This window comes from Brevundimonas sp., from assembly GCF_036659295.1.
Taxonomy (GTDB): Bacteria; Pseudomonadota; Alphaproteobacteria; order Caulobacterales; family Caulobacteraceae; genus Brevundimonas.
In genome coordinates this window covers 1-18,829 of record NZ_JAVXCU010000030.1, presented here as the reverse complement: position 1 = coordinate 18,829, position 18,829 = coordinate 1, and the positions used below count along the sequence as shown (strand labels likewise).

General features: G+C 61.3%; 15 protein-coding genes. 10 read left to right on the top strand and 5 right to left on the bottom strand.

Translation table 11 applies throughout. The features are described 5' to 3' along the window. Position 1: 1 nt before the first annotated feature. Positions 2-829, bottom strand: coding sequence for a hypothetical protein (locus RSB01_RS07450; protein WP_332619590.1), 828 nt, complete (start codon positions 827-829; stop codon positions 2-4). Positions 830-840: 11 nt separating this feature from the next. Continuing rightward, entirely contained in the window at positions 841-1,710 is an 870-nt protein-coding gene (locus RSB01_RS07445) for a CoA-transferase (protein WP_332591312.1), read from the bottom strand. 266 nt (positions 1,711-1,976) lie between these two features. Between RSB01_RS07445 and RSB01_RS07440 the strand changes: the two genes are divergently transcribed. From RSB01_RS07440 to RSB01_RS07415, 6 genes are all read left to right on the top strand, one after another. Next, complete coding sequence (locus RSB01_RS07440; RefSeq protein WP_332619591.1) at positions 1,977-3,299, top strand: MFS transporter; 1,323 nt, start codon at positions 1,977-1,979, stop codon at positions 3,297-3,299. Between the two features lie 129 nt (positions 3,300-3,428). After that, entirely contained in the window at positions 3,429-4,616 is a 1,188-nt protein-coding gene (locus tag RSB01_RS07435) for an amidohydrolase family protein (RefSeq protein WP_332592053.1), read from the top strand. Positions 4,617-4,692: 76 nt separating this feature from the next. Beyond that, a complete protein-coding gene (locus RSB01_RS07430) occupies positions 4,693-5,529 on the top strand; it encodes an acetoacetate decarboxylase family protein (protein WP_332592052.1) in 837 nt (278 codons plus the stop codon). Then, positions 5,522-6,379, top strand: a complete 858-nt coding sequence (locus RSB01_RS07425; protein WP_332625249.1) for an SDR family NAD(P)-dependent oxidoreductase — start codon at positions 5,522-5,524, stop codon at positions 6,377-6,379. Before RSB01_RS07430 ends, RSB01_RS07425 begins: the two co-directional genes overlap by 8 nt. A gap of 128 nt (positions 6,380-6,507) precedes the next feature. Beyond that, positions 6,508-8,883, top strand: coding sequence for a TonB-dependent receptor (locus tag RSB01_RS07420; protein ID WP_332620366.1), 2,376 nt, complete (start codon positions 6,508-6,510; stop codon positions 8,881-8,883). Positions 8,884-8,987: 104 nt separating this feature from the next. After that, positions 8,988-10,415, top strand: coding sequence for an aldehyde dehydrogenase family protein (locus tag RSB01_RS07415; RefSeq protein WP_332591227.1), 1,428 nt, complete (start codon positions 8,988-8,990; stop codon positions 10,413-10,415). A gap of 79 nt (positions 10,416-10,494) precedes the next feature. Here the strand turns inward: RSB01_RS07415 and RSB01_RS07410 are convergent, their stop codons facing one another. Together RSB01_RS07410 and RSB01_RS07405 are read right to left on the bottom strand one after the other, a co-directional pair. Next, complete coding sequence (locus tag RSB01_RS07410; RefSeq protein ID WP_332591228.1) at positions 10,495-11,664, bottom strand: 12-oxophytodienoate reductase; 1,170 nt, start codon at positions 11,662-11,664, stop codon at positions 10,495-10,497. Then, positions 11,661-12,170 carry a nuclear transport factor 2 family protein gene (locus RSB01_RS07405; protein ID WP_332591229.1) on the bottom strand — a complete coding sequence of 170 codons (510 nt, stop codon included), beginning with the start codon at positions 12,168-12,170 and terminating at the stop codon, positions 11,661-11,663. The genes RSB01_RS07410 and RSB01_RS07405 overlap by 4 nt, the downstream gene beginning before the upstream one ends. Positions 12,171-12,314: 144 nt before the next feature. On the opposite strand from RSB01_RS07405, the gene RSB01_RS07400 reads away from it, so the two are divergent. Further along, a complete protein-coding gene (locus RSB01_RS07400; protein WP_332591230.1) occupies positions 12,315-13,331 on the top strand; it encodes an NADP-dependent oxidoreductase in 1,017 nt (338 codons plus the stop codon). Between the two features lie 22 nt (positions 13,332-13,353). On the opposite strand, the gene RSB01_RS07395 is transcribed toward RSB01_RS07400, so the two are convergent. Next, the gene (locus tag RSB01_RS07395) at positions 13,354-13,797 is read right to left on the bottom strand and encodes a MarR family winged helix-turn-helix transcriptional regulator (RefSeq protein ID WP_332591231.1); all 444 of its coding nucleotides are present in this window, start codon (positions 13,795-13,797) and stop codon (positions 13,354-13,356) included. An 81-nt stretch (positions 13,798-13,878) separates the two neighbouring features. Between RSB01_RS07395 and RSB01_RS07390 the strand changes: the two genes are divergently transcribed. The 3 genes from RSB01_RS07390 to kdpB form a co-directional block, all read left to right on the top strand. After that, a complete protein-coding gene (locus RSB01_RS07390) occupies positions 13,879-14,544 on the top strand; it encodes a glutathione S-transferase family protein (RefSeq protein ID WP_332591232.1) in 666 nt (221 codons plus the stop codon). A gap of 697 nt (positions 14,545-15,241) precedes the next feature. After that, positions 15,242-16,954 carry a potassium-transporting ATPase subunit KdpA gene (kdpA, locus tag RSB01_RS07385; protein ID WP_332620090.1) on the top strand — a complete coding sequence of 571 codons (1,713 nt, stop codon included), beginning with the start codon at positions 15,242-15,244 and terminating at the stop codon, positions 16,952-16,954. 18 nt (positions 16,955-16,972) lie between these two features. Continuing rightward, positions 16,973-18,829 (top strand): potassium-transporting ATPase subunit KdpB (kdpB, locus tag RSB01_RS07380; RefSeq protein WP_332625246.1); only part of this gene is annotated, 1,857 nt, incomplete at its 3' end.

Here is an 18,829-nt window from a genome sequence, read left to right as displayed (position 1 = left end):
TTCAGGCCGCCTCGGTCTTGGCGAGGCGACGGTCACCGACCGGATTGCCCTTGATGAGGGTGGCCCGCAGATTGTGCGGGTCCAGACGATCGCGGATCAGTTTGAGCTGTTCGGTGGTCGGCGCTTTGGTCTCGGGAATATGGTCAGGGCGTTCCAGCGCAAAGCCGGTGTTTTCCTGCACCTCTTCGAAGGTGACGCCGGGGTGCAAGGAGCGCACGCGCATGGCGTTGTCCTTGCCGCCAAAATCCAGCACGGCCAGATCGGTGATGACCAGACGCAGGTCCAACCCGCGCGGTTTTTTGCCATCGGCCCAGCGGGCAGGGTTGTAGCCAACGCCGCACACATAATCGACTTCGCCCGCCACAAAGGCGCGGGTGTTGTGGGACGGCACAAAATAGCTGTTCGGATGGCTGATCGAGTTACCCGGATAGCCGCGCGCGCCCAGCAGGGCCGCCTTGGGTTTGGCGTGATCGCCGATGACCGAGATATTGGTCTGGCCAAAACGGTCGATCTGGGTCGGCACCACCATGGCGTGGCGCTTGCCACCCCACAGATTGTCAAAGGTGCGGGCAAACGGCATCCAGCCCTCGACCTTGGGCTGATAGCCGTTGCGCGGACCGGCGGGCACCGGCTCGGCGACGAAATGGTTTTCACCATCGGTCAGCATCAGGGCCGGATTGCAGGTCAGCTTGGCAAGGCCGGCGGCAAGGCGCGGTATCAGGGTAATGCCGGTGGCCAGCACCTCGCCGTCATGGGTCCATGCGTCCGAGCCTGCGACAATGCACAGTTCGATCAGCGTATAGGGGGCGTTGTCGGTGGTCTGGGTCATGTCATTGCCCCTCAATAGATCGCTGCGGGAAGGGCGCGGATGTGGTCGGACCCGCCGACGGCCGCGACATAGGTGTCGGGTTCGACATCGACGAAGCGGTCGCGATACTCGCCCCAGCCTTCGCCGCTGGACGCGACATAGGTTTTCAGGTGGGCCATATCGATGCCGTAGGCAGGGTTGGCGGCGGTCGGGTGCGCTCCCAGAGGGGCCTCGATCACACCGGTGACGACGCTGCGCTCGAACGGGTGGAAGCGGGCATTGGCCGGAAGGTCCAGACCTTCGGTTTCAACCAGTTGTTCGGTGGAGACGAACACCTTGTCGGCGGCCCGCGCCATCAGATCGTCAAAGAAGGGGTCGGGGCTGAAGATCAGCGTATTGCCCGCCTTGTCCGCACGGTGGACGTGCATGATGGCCGCATCAAGCTTGATGGCAGGCATGGCCAAAAGGGTCTGGCCGTCCTCATAGGGGGACTTGATGGTCTTGATGCCTTGCGACGGAATATCGGTGGCCATGCCGAAATGGGCGGGCAGGAAGGGCAGGTGCATGGCCGCAGCCCGCAGACCCCAGTGCAGCAGGCCTTCGTCCAGCTCCATCACTTCCAGCGCACCGGCCTGACGGGCCGCGCGAAAATGCGGGTCCAGCGGGAAATGGTCCAGAGAGACAAAGCCGAAGATCAGCTTCTTGACCTTGCCCGCCGCGACCAGTGTGCCGACATCGGGGCCACCATAGGCCACGATGGTCAGGTCTTTCAGGTTCGAGCGGGCAATAGCGCGCACCAGAGCCATCGGCTTGCGACGGGTCGCCCAGCCACCGATACCGATCGTCATTCCGTCTTTCAGGCTGGCGACAAAGCCATCCAGATCCAGCCGTTTGTCCAGCACGCCGCATCACTCCGTTAAAAGCAGGGATTGGTTCCTGCTACGACGCTATGAGACGGCTATCAGCGGGTGAAGGGCGCCGGAACGAACGGATTGTTTGTGTCCGGAGACAATGCCGCAAAGGCAGTGAACCCGGCCTGTAGGTGCCAGCCGATAGGTGAGCGTGACGAAACACTCTGGACATCTGCGGCGACTTATCGCTGCGCGCGCACTGGGTTCTATTTCTGCCAAAGGCGGGGGCACCCGTGAACAAGGCGGGGAGGCGCGATGTGCTTCGTAAACTAACCGAAGAGCGGACGGATATGTTGAAGGCGCGGGACGATATGGCTCTCCCGCGCGGGATATTTGTCCTGATCTTTATTGTCTCGATGGTCATGGCCATCGGCAATACCGGCCTGATTTCGGTGATGCCCGCTATCGGACGGGCCATCGGCATGTCCGACCATCTGGTCGCCGCCATCTTCTCGTTGTCGGCACTGTTATGGGCCATCAGTGCGCCGCACTGGGCGCGTGTCTCCGATATTCGCGGGCGCAAGCCGATGATGATGCTGGGACTGGGCGGCTTTGTCTTTTCCATGCTGGGATGCGCGCTGGTGGTGTGGGCGGGGCTTCAGGCCTTGCTGGCACCGGTGGTGGTGTTCGTCACCTTCCTGCTGATCCGTGGCATTTTCGGTATTCTGGGATCGGCAACAGCCTCCTCCAGTCAGGCCTATGTGGCGGACCGCACCACGGCCAAGGAGCGCACATCGGCGCTGTCTGCACTAGCGGGCGCGCTGGGTATGGGCACTATTATCGGTCCGGCCCTGTCGCCGCTGCTGGTGTTCGGTTTTCTGGGGCTGGCGGGGCCAATGACCATTTTTGCGCTGGGTGCAGGCGTGGTTCTGGTGATGGTGGCGCTGATCATTCCGCGCGATATCCCGCCGGTAAAACTCTATCCCGACAAGTTCGCAAATGTGCACACGGCGGCGGCGCGCAAGGAGCGCGGCTTTGGCATCTGGCTGGACCGCGATATCGGCCCGTGGCTGATCTTCGGCTTCCTGTCGTGCTGCGTGCAGGCCATCAATGTCTATACGCTCGGCTTTGTCATCATGGACGTGGTGGCGCTGCCAGCGACCGAGGCCCAGCGCTATATAGGTATGGCCATGGCGGCAGGGGCAGTGGCCGGACTGGTGGGCCAGTGGGTGCTGATCCCGTGGCTGAAAATGTCACCGCGCGCCCTGATCTGGGCCGGTGGTCTTCTGGCTCTGGCCGGCAATCTGCTGACAGTGTTTGCCCATGACATCTGGATGCTATCGCTGGGCTATGTGGTCCTGACGCTGGGCTTTTCGTTCTGTCGTCCGGGGTTCACGGCGGGGGCGTCTCTGGCCGCCCGTCCGGACCAGCAGGGGATTGTCGCGGGCATGGTGTCCAGCCTGTCGGGCGGCTCGATTGTCGTCACGCCGGTCATCGGTGTCCTGCTTTATGAAACAGTGCCGGCGTCACCCTTCATCCTCAACTGTGTGGTGATGGGCGGGCTGATGGTTTTTGCCTGGAAGAACGCCTCTTTGTGGCGTCACGAGCTGTCCCGCACGGCCACTTCGATTGTTTCCTGATGCGGATAAACCGTCTGCAACCACGCGCTTGTTGTCGTCGGGCGTTGGTCAATAATCGCTTCATCGAAATCTAAATATCGGCCTGCGCCTTGATGCGTAGGGGCCGAAAACAAGACTTGGGAGACTCCAATGGATCGTTATCTGGTCATTTCTTCTGATGGTCATGCGGGTCTGCCGCCGGAAAAATATCGCGAATACCTCGATCCTCAATATCGCGAGCTTTTTGACGAGCGCGTAGCGAAAGAAATCGCTGCCCGCGAGCAGCACGAGAAGAATTTTCTTCTTGATGATTTCAATAATCACTGGCGCGCTTCGGTAGGCGATGGTCTTGAAGGCGCTTGGGATTCCGATATCCGCAGCCGCGTTCTGGATGAAGACGGTGTCGTCGCCGAGGTTCTTTATCCCGACGGTATTACCGAGCGTAACGCCCCGCCTTTCGGTGCCGATATCGGCCTGCGTCCGAACGCTGCCGAAGCGCATCTGCAATGGGCCGGTGCCCGCGCCCATAACCGCTGGATGGCCGATTTCTGCAAGATGGATCCGGTGCGCCGTATCGGTCTGGCCATCATTCCGGCCTTCTACGACATGGAAGAGAACCTGAAGGAAATCCTCTGGGCCAAGGAAAATGGCCTCAAGGGCGTGGTTCTGCCGACGCTGATGGAGGGCTGGGACTTCTACAACCACCCGAAATACCACCGCATGTGGGCCATGTTGCAAGAGTTCAACATGCCAGTGAACTTCCATTCGGGTGCTGCGCCTGCCTATGACACGGCCCAGCCGGGCTGGATCGGCGTCTATCTGTCGGAATACGCCTTCTATCTGACCCGCCCGATGTCGACGATGATCTTTGGTGGTGTGTTCGAGCTGTTCCCGAACCTGAAAGTGACCTTCACCGAAGCCGGTGGCGAGTTCTGGTTCCCGTGGATGCTGGAGCTGATGGATATCCGCGCCTCGGTCAAGCACACCAGCGGCAAGCTGGGCGATCACCGCTCGAACCTGTCGATGAAGCCGAGCGAGTATTTCCAGCGCAATATCTGGGTCGGCTGCTCGGCCCTGCCGGACGAGGAAACCACCGCGTCCTACTATAATATCGGCATTGATCGCGTTCTGTGGGGCACGGACTATCCGCATCCGGAAGGCACCTGGCCGCAGACCCATCCGAAGATGATCGCCAGCCTTGGCGGTCTGCCGGATGAACACATTGCCAAGATGCTGGGTGGCAATGCCCTTGATGTTTACGACCTTGATCTGGACGCGATGATGAAAATCGCCACCCGCATCGGTCCGAAAAAGTCCGGTTTCGCCAAAGCGGCCTGACCGAGACAGGGCGGCCGTCGGGGGACGGCCGCCCGCCCGCTGTTTCATAAAACAAAAACCAATGGGAGGAACGACCATGGCGAAGCTCCGCTATGTCCAGGATGTCGAAAAGCTGAAAGCTGCCATGGAGGCGCGTGCCTCCTCGGGCGGTCTGCAGAACACCGTGCAAACCCTGCGCGCATTCTATGAAACCGATCCGGAAATCGTGGCGGCCCTGCTGCCCAAGCCGCTGCAACCGACCGCGGCTTCCAAGATCCTTATCCAGTTTTCCTATGTCGAAATGCGCCCGACGCCGGACAAGGTGGTCGTTTCCGCAGCCATGACCGTGGGTGTTGAGTCCACCTATAAGGGCAAGGTCGGCTGGTATGTTCTGGCCATGCCTATGGGCGGCGAGTTCGTCGTTATCGGTGGTCGCGAACGCTTTGGCGAGCCCAAGAAACTGGCCGATGTCCAGTTCACCAAGAAGGGCAACCACGTCCACGTCACCTGCACCCGCAACGGCGTGGCCTTTGTAGAGCTGGAAGGCAATATTGCCGACAGCCTCGGCGCCAAGAAGTTCACTGAAAATCTGTTCTGCTACAAGGGTATGCCGGGTATCGCCAACGGCTTCGGCTTCGATGGCGATGTCTTCCTGACCCAGCTGAACTGGGATCGCGACTGGGACATGCACCACGTCGTCGAGGGTGGCAAAATCACCCTGCGCGAATCCGCTGCCGACCCGCTGGTCGATGTGCCGGTGCGCAAGCTGCTCAAGATGGAATATTCCGAAGGTCGCAGCGTGACCGGCGGCGAGGTTCTCGAGAAGGTTCCGGGCGAATGGCTGCAGCCGTTCTGGTTCGGTCGTTATGACGAAAACCCGACCGGCGGTATCGAGATCGCTGTGGCTTCCGAGGCCGCGCTCGAGAATGCGTGATCTTAAAGGCAAGGTTGCCGTCGTCACTGGCGGTGCCAGTGGCGTAGGCCGCGCTCTGGGCGAAGCCCTCGTTGCGCGCGGTGCCAAGGTGGTTCTCAGCGACATCAATGCCGATGCGCTGGAAGCCACGGCGGCGGAACTGCGCGCGGCGGGCGGCGATGTCACGGGTATCGTGGCCGACGTGATGGATCAGGATTCGGTCGATGCTCTGGCTGATCAGGTCTTCAAGCGTCACGGCAAGGTGCATCTGTTGTTCAACAATGCCGGTGTCGGCCTTGGCGACTTCCGCGAGCCGATCTGGACCTTGGCGCTGAAGGACTGGGACTGGGGCTTCAACATCCACGTCATGGGTGTGGTCCACGGTATCCGTGCCTTTGTGCCGCGCATGATCGACGGGGGAGAGGATGGCTATGTCATCAACACCACCTCCACCAATGGCGGTCTGGTGCCGTCGGCCCGCACGCCGGTCTATGCCTCGTCCAAGGCGGCTGTCACCAGCCTGACCGAGGTCCTGCACCATCAGCTCTCGGCACAGGACAGCAAGGTCAAGGCGGCCCTGCTGTTCCCCGGTCCGCATCTGGTCAACACCAACCTGATGCGTTCGGCGCGACCGGCCGCCTTTGTCGATCCCGACAGCCCGCAACCCGCAGGCAAGTCGATGGCCGAACTGGCCGAGCAAAATGGCGGCGTTCCGGTCACCGAACCGGAAGAAGTTGCCAACTTTGCGCTCGATGGCATCGCCGCGGGCAAGTTCTGGCTGTTGCCGCAAAGCGAGCGTTCGGACGGCAATATCCGTCGTCGTACCGACAGTATTCTGGCCCGCAGCGCTCCTGTGGGGCTGGGCGGCTAGGCAAGAAACAGATAGTCGGCGGGTGGGGAATGGAGGCCCTTCCCGTCGTCGATCCGGAGTGGCGTTTAAAAATAAAAACAAAACAGCCGGTTAGATCACAAAAGATCAAGGCTGATAGGGAGGGTTAGATGACACGACGCTTGAATCGCATGGCGACTGTCCTGCTCGCGGGCACAGCCTTGGCTGGCGTGATGCCTGTAGCGGCTATGGCTCAGAATGCCGGTACAGAAGAGGCGCAGGAGGCAACCCGTATCGACGATATCGTCGTTACCGCCCAGCGCCGCGAAGAACGCCTGATCGATGTGCCGTTATCGGTATCCGCGCTCGGAGGCGAACAGTTGCAACGGGCCGGCATTACCGACGTCTCGGCCATCGGCGGTTATGTGCCTAACGTCCAGATCAACCAGACGGTTGGCGGTGCCTTCGGTCCTCTGATCTCCATGCGCGGTCTGGCCCCGTCGGGCGATACCAGCCTGGGTCGCGACCAGCCGGTCGGCCTGTATATTGATGGCGTGCCGATCGCCAAATCGACCGGTGCGGCGTTCGACACCGTCGATCTGGAACGTGTCGAGGTCCTGCGCGGCCCGCAAGGTACGCTGTACGGCAAGAACACCATCGGTGGTGCCGTCAACCTTGTGACCCGCAAACCGACCGGTGTGTTCGGCGGTAAATTCATGCTCGGTGTCGGCAGCGAAGATCTGTTTGAACAGCGCCTGTCGCTGGATCTGCCGCGCTTTGGCACGATCGGCGAGGGTATCGGTGCCTTCGATATCAAGGTGGCCTATTCGGGCCGTACCCGTGACGGTTTCTTTGACAACACCAATCCGAACGCCCGTTTTGATACGTTTGGCGCACAGGACCAGCGCGCGGGCCGTATCGATATAGTCTGGCGTCCGGTCGAAAATCTTTCCCTCGCCTATAGCTATGACGACACGTCCAGCAAGTCGTCGCCGTCTATGCTGGCCATCAGCGCACCGGGTGCCATCGGCCCGGGCGGTGCTTATGCGTCGCTGTATCCCTATATCAAGGACTCGATCCACACTTCGCGGCCCAAGGGCATTGCCAACGACTATTCCAACCGCAGTGATTTTGCGGTCAACGGCCATGGTCTGACGATCGAATACAACAAGGATGCCGTGCCGTTCTTTGGCGATGTCACCCTGAAGTCGATCACGGCCCACCGGACGATGCAGTCGTGGAGCCAGACCGACTTTGACGGTGTGGGTGTCGACCTGATGCACTTCACGCTCAACAATGATTACCAGCAAACCTCGCAGGAACTGCAACTGATCGGCGTGAACGGGCAGGTCCACTACACCTTTGGTCTGTTCGGCTTCAAGGAAGAGTATGACGTGTTCAACCCGCGCTGGAACTTCCAGTTCGGCGGCAACAAATACGACCTTCAGGAACGCTCGGCCGACAACAAGTCCTATGCCGCCTATGGGCAACTGACCTGGACGCCCAATGCCTTCGATAAGCGCCTGAGCCTGACGGTGGGTGGTCGTATCAGCAAGGACGAGAAGCAGGCCACGTCGCTCAGCCAGAGCTATGCGACCTATCTGGCCAATCCGGCCAATCCGGCATCGGGTGTGTTCGAGCGCGATGCCAATGGCAATCCGGTGACCCGCAGCGGTGGTCCGGCTCTGGGGGCTCTTCCGGGACCGGGCAATATCGGTCCGTCCGATCTGATCCCGCTAACGGCAGACGGTTCGTGGTCGGAGTTCACGCCAGAGTTCAACATCGCGTATAAACTGGCCGAAGACTGGAACGTCTATGCGCGTTACGCCACCGGCTTCAAGAGCGGCGGCAATAACGACGTGGCGGCCAATAATGCCGGCTTCATGACGCCGTACAGCCCTGAAAAGCTGACTTCATACGAGATCGGCACCAAGGGCCAGTGGTTCGACAAGCGCCTCAGCATGTCGGCGGCTGTTTACTATAGCGACTATGAGGACTTCCAGGCGGGTGTGTTCGTTCCGTCTCTGGTGACCACCACCATCATCAACGCCGGTCAGGCCCATATGTCCGGCTTCGAGCTGGAAGGTATCGTGCGGCCTATCGATAACCTGCGCATCAATTTCGGCTATGGCTATACCAAGGCCGAGTATGACGAGTTTATCCTGCCATCCGGTCAGGATGTCACCGATAGCTATGTCTTCCCGCTGATCCCCAAGCACAACTATACGCTGGGCGTCGACTACCGCTGGAACGATGTGGCGGGCGGCGATGTTGTGGTCGGTTTGAACTACAACTGGCGTGACGAGCAGGAAGGCAACATCACCGGCGATCCGTTCTCGATGCGCAAAGCCTATGGCCTTCTGGATGGCCGTATCTCGCTGAGCGACATTGATCTGGGCGATGGCCGTTTGATGGAAATTGCCTTGTGGGGCAAGAACTTACTTGACGAGGAATACTGGGTTTCGGGTATCAATCTGAGCCTGTTTACCATTCGTCAGTGGGGCGACCCGCGCAGCTTTGGCCTTCAGGCCAATGTGAAGTTCTGATGCAGAACAGGCAGGGGCGGTTAATAGCCGCCCCTGTTTTCTTTGAGCCTTATGTATTTCGAGACGGATGACCCCCATCCGTTTTCATCCCGTCCGGAGGGGTTATGACCGACCATCTGAAATTCTATATCGACGGCGCTTGGGTCGATCCGGTCGCGCCACGCACACTGGATGTGATCAATCCGGCGACCGAACAGTCTGTGGCCCGCATCAGTCTGGGCGGGGCCGAGGATGCCGACCGCGCCGTAATGGCTGCGCGTCGTGCCTTTGACAGCTTTAGCCAGACATCGCGTCAGGAACGGATCGAACTGCTGCAAGCGGTTCTGGCCGAGTACGAGCGCCGCCGCGAGGACATGGCCAAGGCCATTACCGCCGAGATGGGTGCCCCCAGCACCCTGTCGCGCAACGCACAGGCCTTTATGGGCACGGCGCACCTGTCGACCGCCATCGAGGTGCTGAAGAACTATGAGTTCGAGGAGGCGCGCGGCACGACCCTCATCAGCCGCGAGCCGATCGGCGTCTGTGCCTTCATCACCCCGTGGAACTGGCCGTCCAACCAGATCGGCTGCAAGGTGGCTCCGGCGCTGGCGACCGGCTGCACCATGGTGCTGAAACCGTCCGAAGTGGCCCCGCTGTCGGGCATTATCTGGACCGAGATCATGCACGCAGCCGGTGTTCCGGCGGGCGTGTTCAACATGGTCAATGGCGATGGTCCGGGTGTAGGTGCCGCTCTCAGCAGCCATCCCGAGGTGGATATGGTCAGCTTCACCGGCTCGACCCGCGCCGGTATCGAGGTGGCCAAAAATGCGGCCCCGACCATCAAGCGCGTGCATCAGGAACTGGGTGGCAAGTCGGCCAATATTGTTCTGCCCGATGCCGATATCGCCAAGGCCGTCACGGCAGGCGTGGACCACATCATGAACAATAGCGGCCAGTCCTGTAATGCGCCCACGCGCATGCTGGTGCCGCGTGACCGCATGGACGAGGTGAAGGCTGCGGCCAAGGCGGCTGTGGATGCCATCACGGTCGGCGACCCGCAGGGCGATGTGCGTATGGGGCCGGTGGTGTCCGAGACGCAGTGGACCAAGATTCAGGATCTGATTGCCAAGGGCATGGAAGAGGGTGCGACCCTCGTCACCGGTGGTGTGGGCCGCCCCGAAGGTCTGGATGTCGGCTACTATGTGCGCCCGACCGTGTTTGCCGATGTCGCCCCCGACATGACCATTGCCCGCGAGGAAATCTTCGGGCCGGTGCTGTCGGTCATTGCCTATGACACAATCGAAGAGGCGGTGAAGATCGCCAATGACACTGTGTACGGACTGGCCGCCTATGTGCAGTCGGGCGATATCGAAAATGCCCGCAAGATTGCTCGCCAGCTTCGCGCCGGTCAGGTGGCGATCAACGGGCCGGGACCGGATCTGATGGCCCCGTTTGGCGGCTTCAAACAGTCGGGTAACGGTCGCGAATGGGGCGACCACGCCTTTGGCGAGTTCCTCGAGGTCAAGGCCACACTGGGTCACACGCCTGCCTGAGCGGCCTAACAACACGAAACTGAAAAGGGCCGCTTCATCCGAAGCGGCCCTTTTTTGCAGTCAGGATCAGAGTTTCACCCTAGGCGAGACGACGCAGGTTGGCGCGGTCAAAGGCGACAAAAGGCTGACGCTTGCGGACGCGCTCGACCCATTGCGGGTCATTCAGTATGGCGCGGCCGACACCCGCCATGTCGAACTCGTTTCGGGCGATGGCATCGCGCGCGGCCTGCAGATTGTCCAGCGGTCTGGTCTCGCTGCTGTCGCTTAGGGTTTCGCCCAGACCATTGCCCAGACCTATGCCGCCGATGGCCACGCTGGGCTTGCCTGTCAGCTTCTTGGCCCAGCCTGCCAGAGACAGGTTCGAGCCTTCAAAGGCCGGACGATCAAACACACGCCCGCTGGCATCAAACAGGTCCACGCCCGCCTGCGCCAAGGGCATCAGCAGCGCGCCCAACTCTTCGGGCGTCTCGCCGAGACGTGCACCATAGTCCTGCTGCTTGTGCTGGGAAAACCGGAACATGATCGGGGCATTGCCGATCTCGGCCCGCACAGCGGCGACGATCTCGACGGCAAAGGCGGCGCGGCGTGAGGTATCGCCGCCATAGCGGTCTGTGCGGTGGTTGGTCTCGTGCCACAGGAAGCTGTCAATCAGATAGCCATGCCCGCCATGCAGGGCCACGCCATCAAATCCGGCCTCCATGGCATTGCGGGCGGCGCTGGCAAAGGCGGTGATGATGTCGGTGATCTCGACGCTTTCTATGGGCTGTGTCGGTGCGCGCATGGCGTCGACATAGGCGTCGCCATAGGAAGTATGCCCCGCCTTGCCCCAATGACCTGATGGACGCGATCCGACCAGATCGGGGCGGCTGGAGCGCGCAGGATCACGCAGCGGTCCCTGATGCCACAACTGCGGAAAGATGCGCCCGCCCGCCGCATGGACGGCATCGGTGACGCGCCGCCAGCCTTCCAGCGCGGCCTTGCCATACATGTGCGGGATGGCTGGATCATCGACAGCGGTCAGGTGGTCAATGCCCACACCCTCGGTGACGATCAGACCGACGCCCGCCTCGGCACGGCGACGGTAATAGCTGACGACATCTTCGCCCGGCACACCGTTCGGCGAAAAATAGCGCGTCATCGGCGACATGGAGATGCGGTTGCGCAAGGTCAGATCACGGAGGGTGATCGGTTGGAACAGCGGGTCAGCCACAGCGGTTTCGGTAGCCGGTTCCAGAACGGTGTCGGTCATTTCAAACCCCCGGCATGGTCTATGGTGCGCAAGATGGCGCGGGCATCGTCCGATCCGTTGAGCAAACGGTTGGTGCGCCACTGGATTTTCCAGCCCTCGCCGGTGCGGGCCAACTCCCACACATTCACCGACACACGCCAGACATTGAACACGCCGTTCTCGTGCTTATAGACGCGTGAATAGTTGACGGCGGTGGCGCGATTACCGTCAACGGTCACATTGGGCATGCTGGGGATATGGGCGGCCCCTTCGCGGACAAGGGCACGGTGGACGTCATTGTCGAGCAGTCCTGCAATGCCGTCACGACCCTTTCCGGCCCAGCCATTGCCCAACTCATAAACCCCGTCCTCGGTCCACAGATCACCGACCTTCTGGCCGCGTTCAAATGTGTCGGCGGTGTCGGCCTGTGGCCCATAACGGGCGATGATCTGGCAGACATCCACATAGTCCTGAAGGGACTGTAGCTTCTGCTCCAGGCGGGTAAGGCGGGCTTCGGTTTCGGACATGGCAGTTCCTGAAGAGTGACCTGACACCATCCGGTATTTAACGGTCCAGATTAGCTGCTTTTGCGGAAACGCTGTGTTGAGCAGGGCTGTCTGGTCGCGCGCGCGCGGGCATTCGATAGTGGGCCGATTATCGGGAGCCATTGCATGACACTGAACCGCCGATGGGTGCTGGCGCGCCGTCCTGTGGGGCAGGTGGGGCTGGATGATTTCGCCCGTATCGATGCTGAAATGCCCGTTCCCGATCTGGCGAAAGGCGAGATTTTGGTGCGCAACCGCATACTGGGTTTTGATCCGGCCCAGCGTGGCTGGATGGACAAAGGGGCGGGCTATATGACCCCAATGGCCTTGGGCGAGCCGGTGCGCGGCAGTGCCTGTGCCGAGGTGATCGCTTCGCAAAATCCGGCCTATCCGGTGGGGCGTTTCGTGCGCGGCCTGTTTGGCTGGCAGGACTATGCAGTGGTGGCGCGGGCAGGGGAAACCGCGCCTATTCTCGTCCCCGAAGGCGTTCAACCCGAAGAGGCGCTGGGGGTGCTGGGGGCGGCCAGCCTGACGGCTTGGGCGGGCATTAAAACCGTGGGCGGCGTCAAAAGCGGTGACTGTGTTCTGGTGTCGGGGGCGGCGGGCGCGGTCGGTAGTATGGTGGTGCAGATTGCCCGCCTGAACGGCGCGCGTGTCATCGGCATAGCGGGCGGCACTGAGAAATGCCGCTGGCTGGTCGAGGATTACGGGGCTGAAGCCGCCATAGATTATCGCAACGAGGACGTAGCCGTCCGTCTAGCCGATCTAGCCCCCGACGGTATTGATCTGTTCTTCGACAATGTCGGCGGTGACATATTGGAGGCTGCTATCGGCCATATGGCGTTTCACGGCCGCATCGTCCTGTGTGGCTCGATATCGGGCTATAATGACGAACAGCCCTCATCGGGCCCGTGCAACCTGTCGCGTATGATCTCCTACAGGCTTTCGATGCAGGGCTTTATCTTACTGGACCATCTGGATCAGGTCCCGACAGCCAGTGCGGAGTTACGGGGCTGGCTTGAGGCCGGAAAGCTGCGCTACCGCACCGATATCCAGCACGGTTTTGACGCCATCCCCGCCACCTTCCTGCGCCTGTTCACCGGCGAAAATCAGGGCAAGCAGTTGCTGCGTCTCGATGCTTAAGGGCGAACGGCTAGAGCCGCCTTCAGCCCGCTCCCAACTGTAGAAGCGCCGTCCTTAGGGTATCGCCGTTATTAATGCCGGTTTCCAGCGCCGCATGCTCGTTGATCCAAACCGGCGTTGCTTGGGCCAGCACTGCGCGCCCTGCATCCGTCAGGTCCACGCGCCGTCCTCGGCGATCTTTTGCGTCCACCGCGACCGTGATCAGACCCGCTCGCTCCAGCGGCTTCAGGTTGGCTGTCACCGTCGAGCGATCCATCGCCAGAAGCTCGGCCACAGCCCCGATTGTCGGAGGAGAGGGCCGGTTCAATCCGTTCAACAGTGAAAACTGGCCGCTGGTAATGCCGTAAGGCCGAAACGCTTCGTCAAACCGGCGCGACAAGGCCCTCGCCGCACGCTGGGTGTGCAGGCACAGGCAATGGTCGCGAACATGCAGTGTCTGGGCAAAGGCAGCTGGTTGATTTGACATGGCTGCAATTATGTTGATATCAAACTTATTGTCAATGTCAGGGCGCATGTCGCGGGGCAAGACGGACCAAAGGAGCGAACCATGATCCAGGTCACAGCTTTCAAATGGGTGCCCGATTTCGCGCAGGGCTCGGTGCGCGACATCCGCGTGCGCTGGGCGCTGGAGGAGGCCGGTCTTGGCTATGAAGAGCGGCTGATCGACTTTGCGGACCAATCGACGCCCGCCTATCGCGCGCAGCAACCTTTCGGGCAGGTTCCGGCCTATAGCGACGACAAGGTGCATATGTTCGAGAGCGGGGCCATCGTGCTGTGGATCGCGCAAAAATCGGCTGCGCTTATGCCCGCCGACGATGCTGGACGGGCCATGGTCATGACATGGCTTTTTGCAGCCATGAACAGCGTCGAGCCTTTTGTTGCTGAACTGGCCGGTATCGATTTCTTCAATACCGACAAGGTCTGGGCCGTAGAGCGCAGGCCCGAAATCGAGGCTGCGCTACGCGGACGATTGGGCGAGTTACAGGATGCCTTGGGTGACAATCAGTGGTTCGCCAATAACCGTTTCAGTGCCGCCGATATCCTGATGACCCATGTGCTACGGGACCTGCGCCACACCGATATCGTCTCCAGCTTCCCGCAACTTTTCGCCTATGTCGTCCGCGCCGAAGCCCGCCCCGCTTTCCAGCGCGCGCTTGCCGATCAACTGAAGCCTTTTCGTGAATACGAGGCGGGCAAGCCAGAAACGGCATAGGTATCTGACAGGGCATCCGCCTGTTTCTGAAGCTCGCAGGCGATGCGTTTGGCCTGTCTGATGTCCATAAAGGGCGGCGTGCGACCCTCGCCCAGAGCGACGGACCAGCCCCCTTCATTGGCGACCACACGATATATGCGTGCCTTTGACCGCGGCTTGTATCGACCGCCCACATAGCCCGTCATCATCGGCGTCGCCTCGAGAGGCGCACGCCGAAGGCCATCCCGATGAGGGCGATGGTCATGGACCAGACCCCCGACGATTTTACGGATTTGCGGGGAGGTTTCAGGGACTGTTGTAAAAGACCGGATCGGCTCATGGCGATCTCCTTTCACACCTATCAAAGCCGCTCACAGGATAAGGGCGCGATAGCATTGGGGGCGCTTTGCATAAGCGCGGCGTAAACGCGTCTTTATGGTTTCCTTATGCGGGGCGCGGTCAATCCGAATGGCCCGCTTACGCGCATCGGGCGTCTTCTCCGGTTCTCAGTCGAACTGGAGGTATCGGCATGGCCGATCTGATCTTTCTGGCGATCGGCGGCGGGGCTTTTCTAGCCTTTGCCGCGCTTGCCGCTGCATTAAAGAGGATGTGAGCATGTGGCTGAACATCCTCTGGGGGGCCGGTGCCCTCGTGATTGCGGCCTATATGTTAGCCGCGCTTTTGCGCCCCGAACGGTTCTGAGCGGGGCCATTTTTCAATGAACATTCAAGGATGGGCGGAAATCGCCCTGATCCTCGGTCTGGCCGTTGCCTTGGCATGGCCGCTGGGGATCTATATGTCGCGCGTCTGGAATGGCGAGCGCACATGGCTTGATCCGGTTTTGAAACCGGTCGAGGGCCTGTTCTATCGTGCCGCAGGGGTGGACCCGACGCGCAGCCAGGGCTGGTTCGGCTATGCCGGTGCGCTGCTGGCCTTCAATCTGACCGGCTTTATTTTGCTGTATGGCCTGCTGCGCCTTCAAGGCGTCTTGCCGATGAACCCGCAAGGCTTTGAGGGGCTTAGCCCGCATCTGGCCTTCAACACTGCCGTCAGCTTTGTCACCAATACCAACTGGCAGAGCTATGGCGGAGAAACGACCGTCTCGACCTTCAGCCAGATGGTCGGCCTGACGGTGCAGAATTTCGTATCGGCAGCCACAGGGGCCACGATTGCGGCGGCACTGGCGCGGGCCTTTATTGCCAGTCGCGGTGCGGGCGTGGGTAATTTCTGGGCCGATCTGACGCGCACCACGCTCTATGTCCTGCTGCCTTTGGCCTTTGTGGTGGCGGTGGTTCTAGCCGGTCTGGGCGTGGTCCAGTCACTGGCCGCATCGGTACAGGCGACGACGCTCGAAGGCGGCCAACAGACCATCAGCCTGTTCCCGACGGCCAGCCAGCTGGCCATCAAACAGCTGGGCATTAATGGCGGTGGTATTTTCAACGTCAACTCGGCGCACCCGCTGGAAAACCCGACACCGCTGACCAATCTGATCACGGCGGTCTGTATCAATGTGATGGGCTGGGCAGCCTTCTTCGCGTTTGGTCGCAGCGTAATGGCGAAGAAGGATGTGCGGGCGTTGGTGATTGCGGCAGTGCTGATGCTGGGGACGGCAGGCGCTGCGCTCTATGCCATTGAAAGCCAGCCTGCTCCGGCACTGGTGGCGGCCGGTGTCGAGACGTCCATGGGCAATATGGAAGGCAAGGAGGTCCGCTTTGGCGTGCCGTCTTCCGTGGCCTGGGCGGCCCAGACGACAGGGGCTTCGAACGGCTCGGTCAACTCCATGCATGCCAGCTATATGCCGCTGGGCGGAGCGGTGACCATGTTCCTGATGCAACTGGGCGAGATCCTGCCCGGCGGGATCGGCTCGGGCATCGCGGTCATGGTGCTGATGGCCATGTTGTCGGTGTTTGTGGCGGGCCTGATGGTCGGTCGCACGCCTGAATACCTCGGCAAGAAGATCGAAGCGCGCGAGATCCAGTTTGCCATGCTGGCGGTTCTGGTTGTGCCTCTGTCGGTGCTGGGCTTCTCGGCTTTTGCAGCGGTTTTGCCGCAAGCCTTGGCGGGTCTGTTGAACAAGGGGCCGCATGGTCTGTCGGAAATCCTCTACGCCTATAGCTCGGCGACAGGGAATAACGGCTCGGCCTTTGCTGGTCTGACGGCCAATGCGCCGTGGTGGAACACCACACTGGGTCTGGCCATGCTGCTGGGGCGGTTCGTGCCGGCCATTGCTGTTCTGGCCGTTGCGGGGGCACTGGTCACCAAGCCCAGACTGGCCCCGTCCACCGGCACCTTGCCGACCCATGGTCCGCTGTTCATCGGCCTGTTGATCGGCGTGATCCTGATCCTTGGCGGCTTGCAGTTTTTCCCCGCCCTTTCGCTTGGCCCGATCGTGGAGCATTTCGACATGCTTCAGGTCGTGGCCCGCTTCTGATCCTCAGCGGATATTCCCATGACACATGTCACACTTGATCCGTCGCATCCGCCGTCTTCCTCTGTCGGGGGCGGGCTGGATGCAGCCATGTTCCGGCGCGCCCTCGCGGATGCCGTCGCCAAGCTCAACCCTGTCAAACTTGTAAAAAATCCGGTGATCTTTTCCACCTGGATCGTCGCGCTTCTGGCTTCGATCTCGGCGGGGGCGGCCGTTGCGGGCGGACAGTCTGCGGGCTTTGCAGTGCAACTGGCGCTGTGGCTGTGGGCCACGGTGCTGTTTGCCAACTTTGCCGAAAGCATCGCCGAAGGGCGGGGCAAGGCTGCGGCAGACAGCCTGCGTGCGGCCCGCGTTACGACCAAGGCCAAGCTGATCGTTGATACCGGCACTGGAACCGTGGTGCCGACACCGGCGCACCAATTGGAGGTCGGCGCTCTGGTGCTGGTCGAGGCAGGCGATGTCATCCCGTCCGACGGCGAGATCGTCGAAGGCGTGGCCTCGGTCAACGAGGCCGCCATCACCGGCGAAAGCGCCCCCGTCATCCGTGAAAGCGGCGGTGACCGTTCGGCAGTGACGGGCGGCACCACCGTGGTTTCGGACTGGATCAAGGTGCGTATCACCTCGGCTCCCGGCGCGACCTTCCTTGACCGCATGATCGCCATGGTCGAGGGCGCAGACCGCCGCAAGACGCCGAACGAGCTGGCCCTGTCGGTGTTGCTGGCGGGATTGACCCTGATCTTTCTGATCGCGGTCGCCGCGCTTTTAGGGCTGGGTGCCTATACGGGCATCAAACTGGACCCGATCGTGCTGGGGGCTTTGTTCATCACCTTGATCCCGACGACAATCGGAGGGTTGTTGTCGGCCGTGGGCATTGCGGGCATGGACCGTTTGTTGAAGGTCAATGTGCTGGCAACGTCCGGCCGTGCCGTAGAAGCGGCTGGCGATGTCGATACGCTGTTGCTCGACAAGACCGGCACCATAACCTTTGGCAACCGTATGGCCACCGAGGTCATCCCTGTACCAGGCGTGCGTCCCGAAGTCGCTCTGCGGGCGGCCATCATGGCGTCGCTGGCGGACGAGACGCCGGAAGGTCGCTCTATCGTCGAACTGGGCCGCAATAGCGGTGTGACTGTGGATATGCCGCAAGGGGCCAGGACCATCCCCTTTACGGCCGTCTCCCGCCAGTCGGGGCTGGAAGCCGGTGGCCGCGCTTGGCGCAAGGGGGCCGTGGATGCGGTGCTGAAGTCGCTGGGTCTGGTCGAGGCCGATGCCCCGTCCGATTTCCGCGCCGCTGTGGACCGTATCGCCCGCTCGGGTGGCACACCTTTGGCGGTGGTGGAAAATGATGTCCTTGTCGGCGTTATCCATCTGAAGGACGTGGTCAAACCGGGGGTGAAGGCCCGCTTTGCCGACCTGCGCCGCATGGGTCTGCGTACCGTGATGATCACCGGCGACAATCCTGTGACGGCGGCTGCGATTGCCTCTGAGGCAGGGGTGGACGACTTCCTGTCCGAGGCGACGCCCGAGGACAAGATGCGCCTGATCAAGGCCGAACAGGCCAAGGGACGTCTGGTGGCCATGTGCGGCGACGGGGCCAATGATGCGCCGGCTTTAGCGCAGGCCGATGTCGGTGTGGCCATGCAGACCGGCGCTCAGGCCGCCCGCGAGGCTGGCAACATGGTCGATCTGGATAGTGACCCGACCAAGGTCATCGAGATCGTCGAGGTCGGCAAGCAGTTGCTGATTACGCGTGGGGCCCTGACCACCTTCTCGATTGCCAACGACGTGGCCAAGTACTTCGCGATCCTGCCGGCGCTGTTCGCCTCGATCTACCCACAATTGGGCGTGCTCAACGTGATGCACCTGCAGAGCCCACAG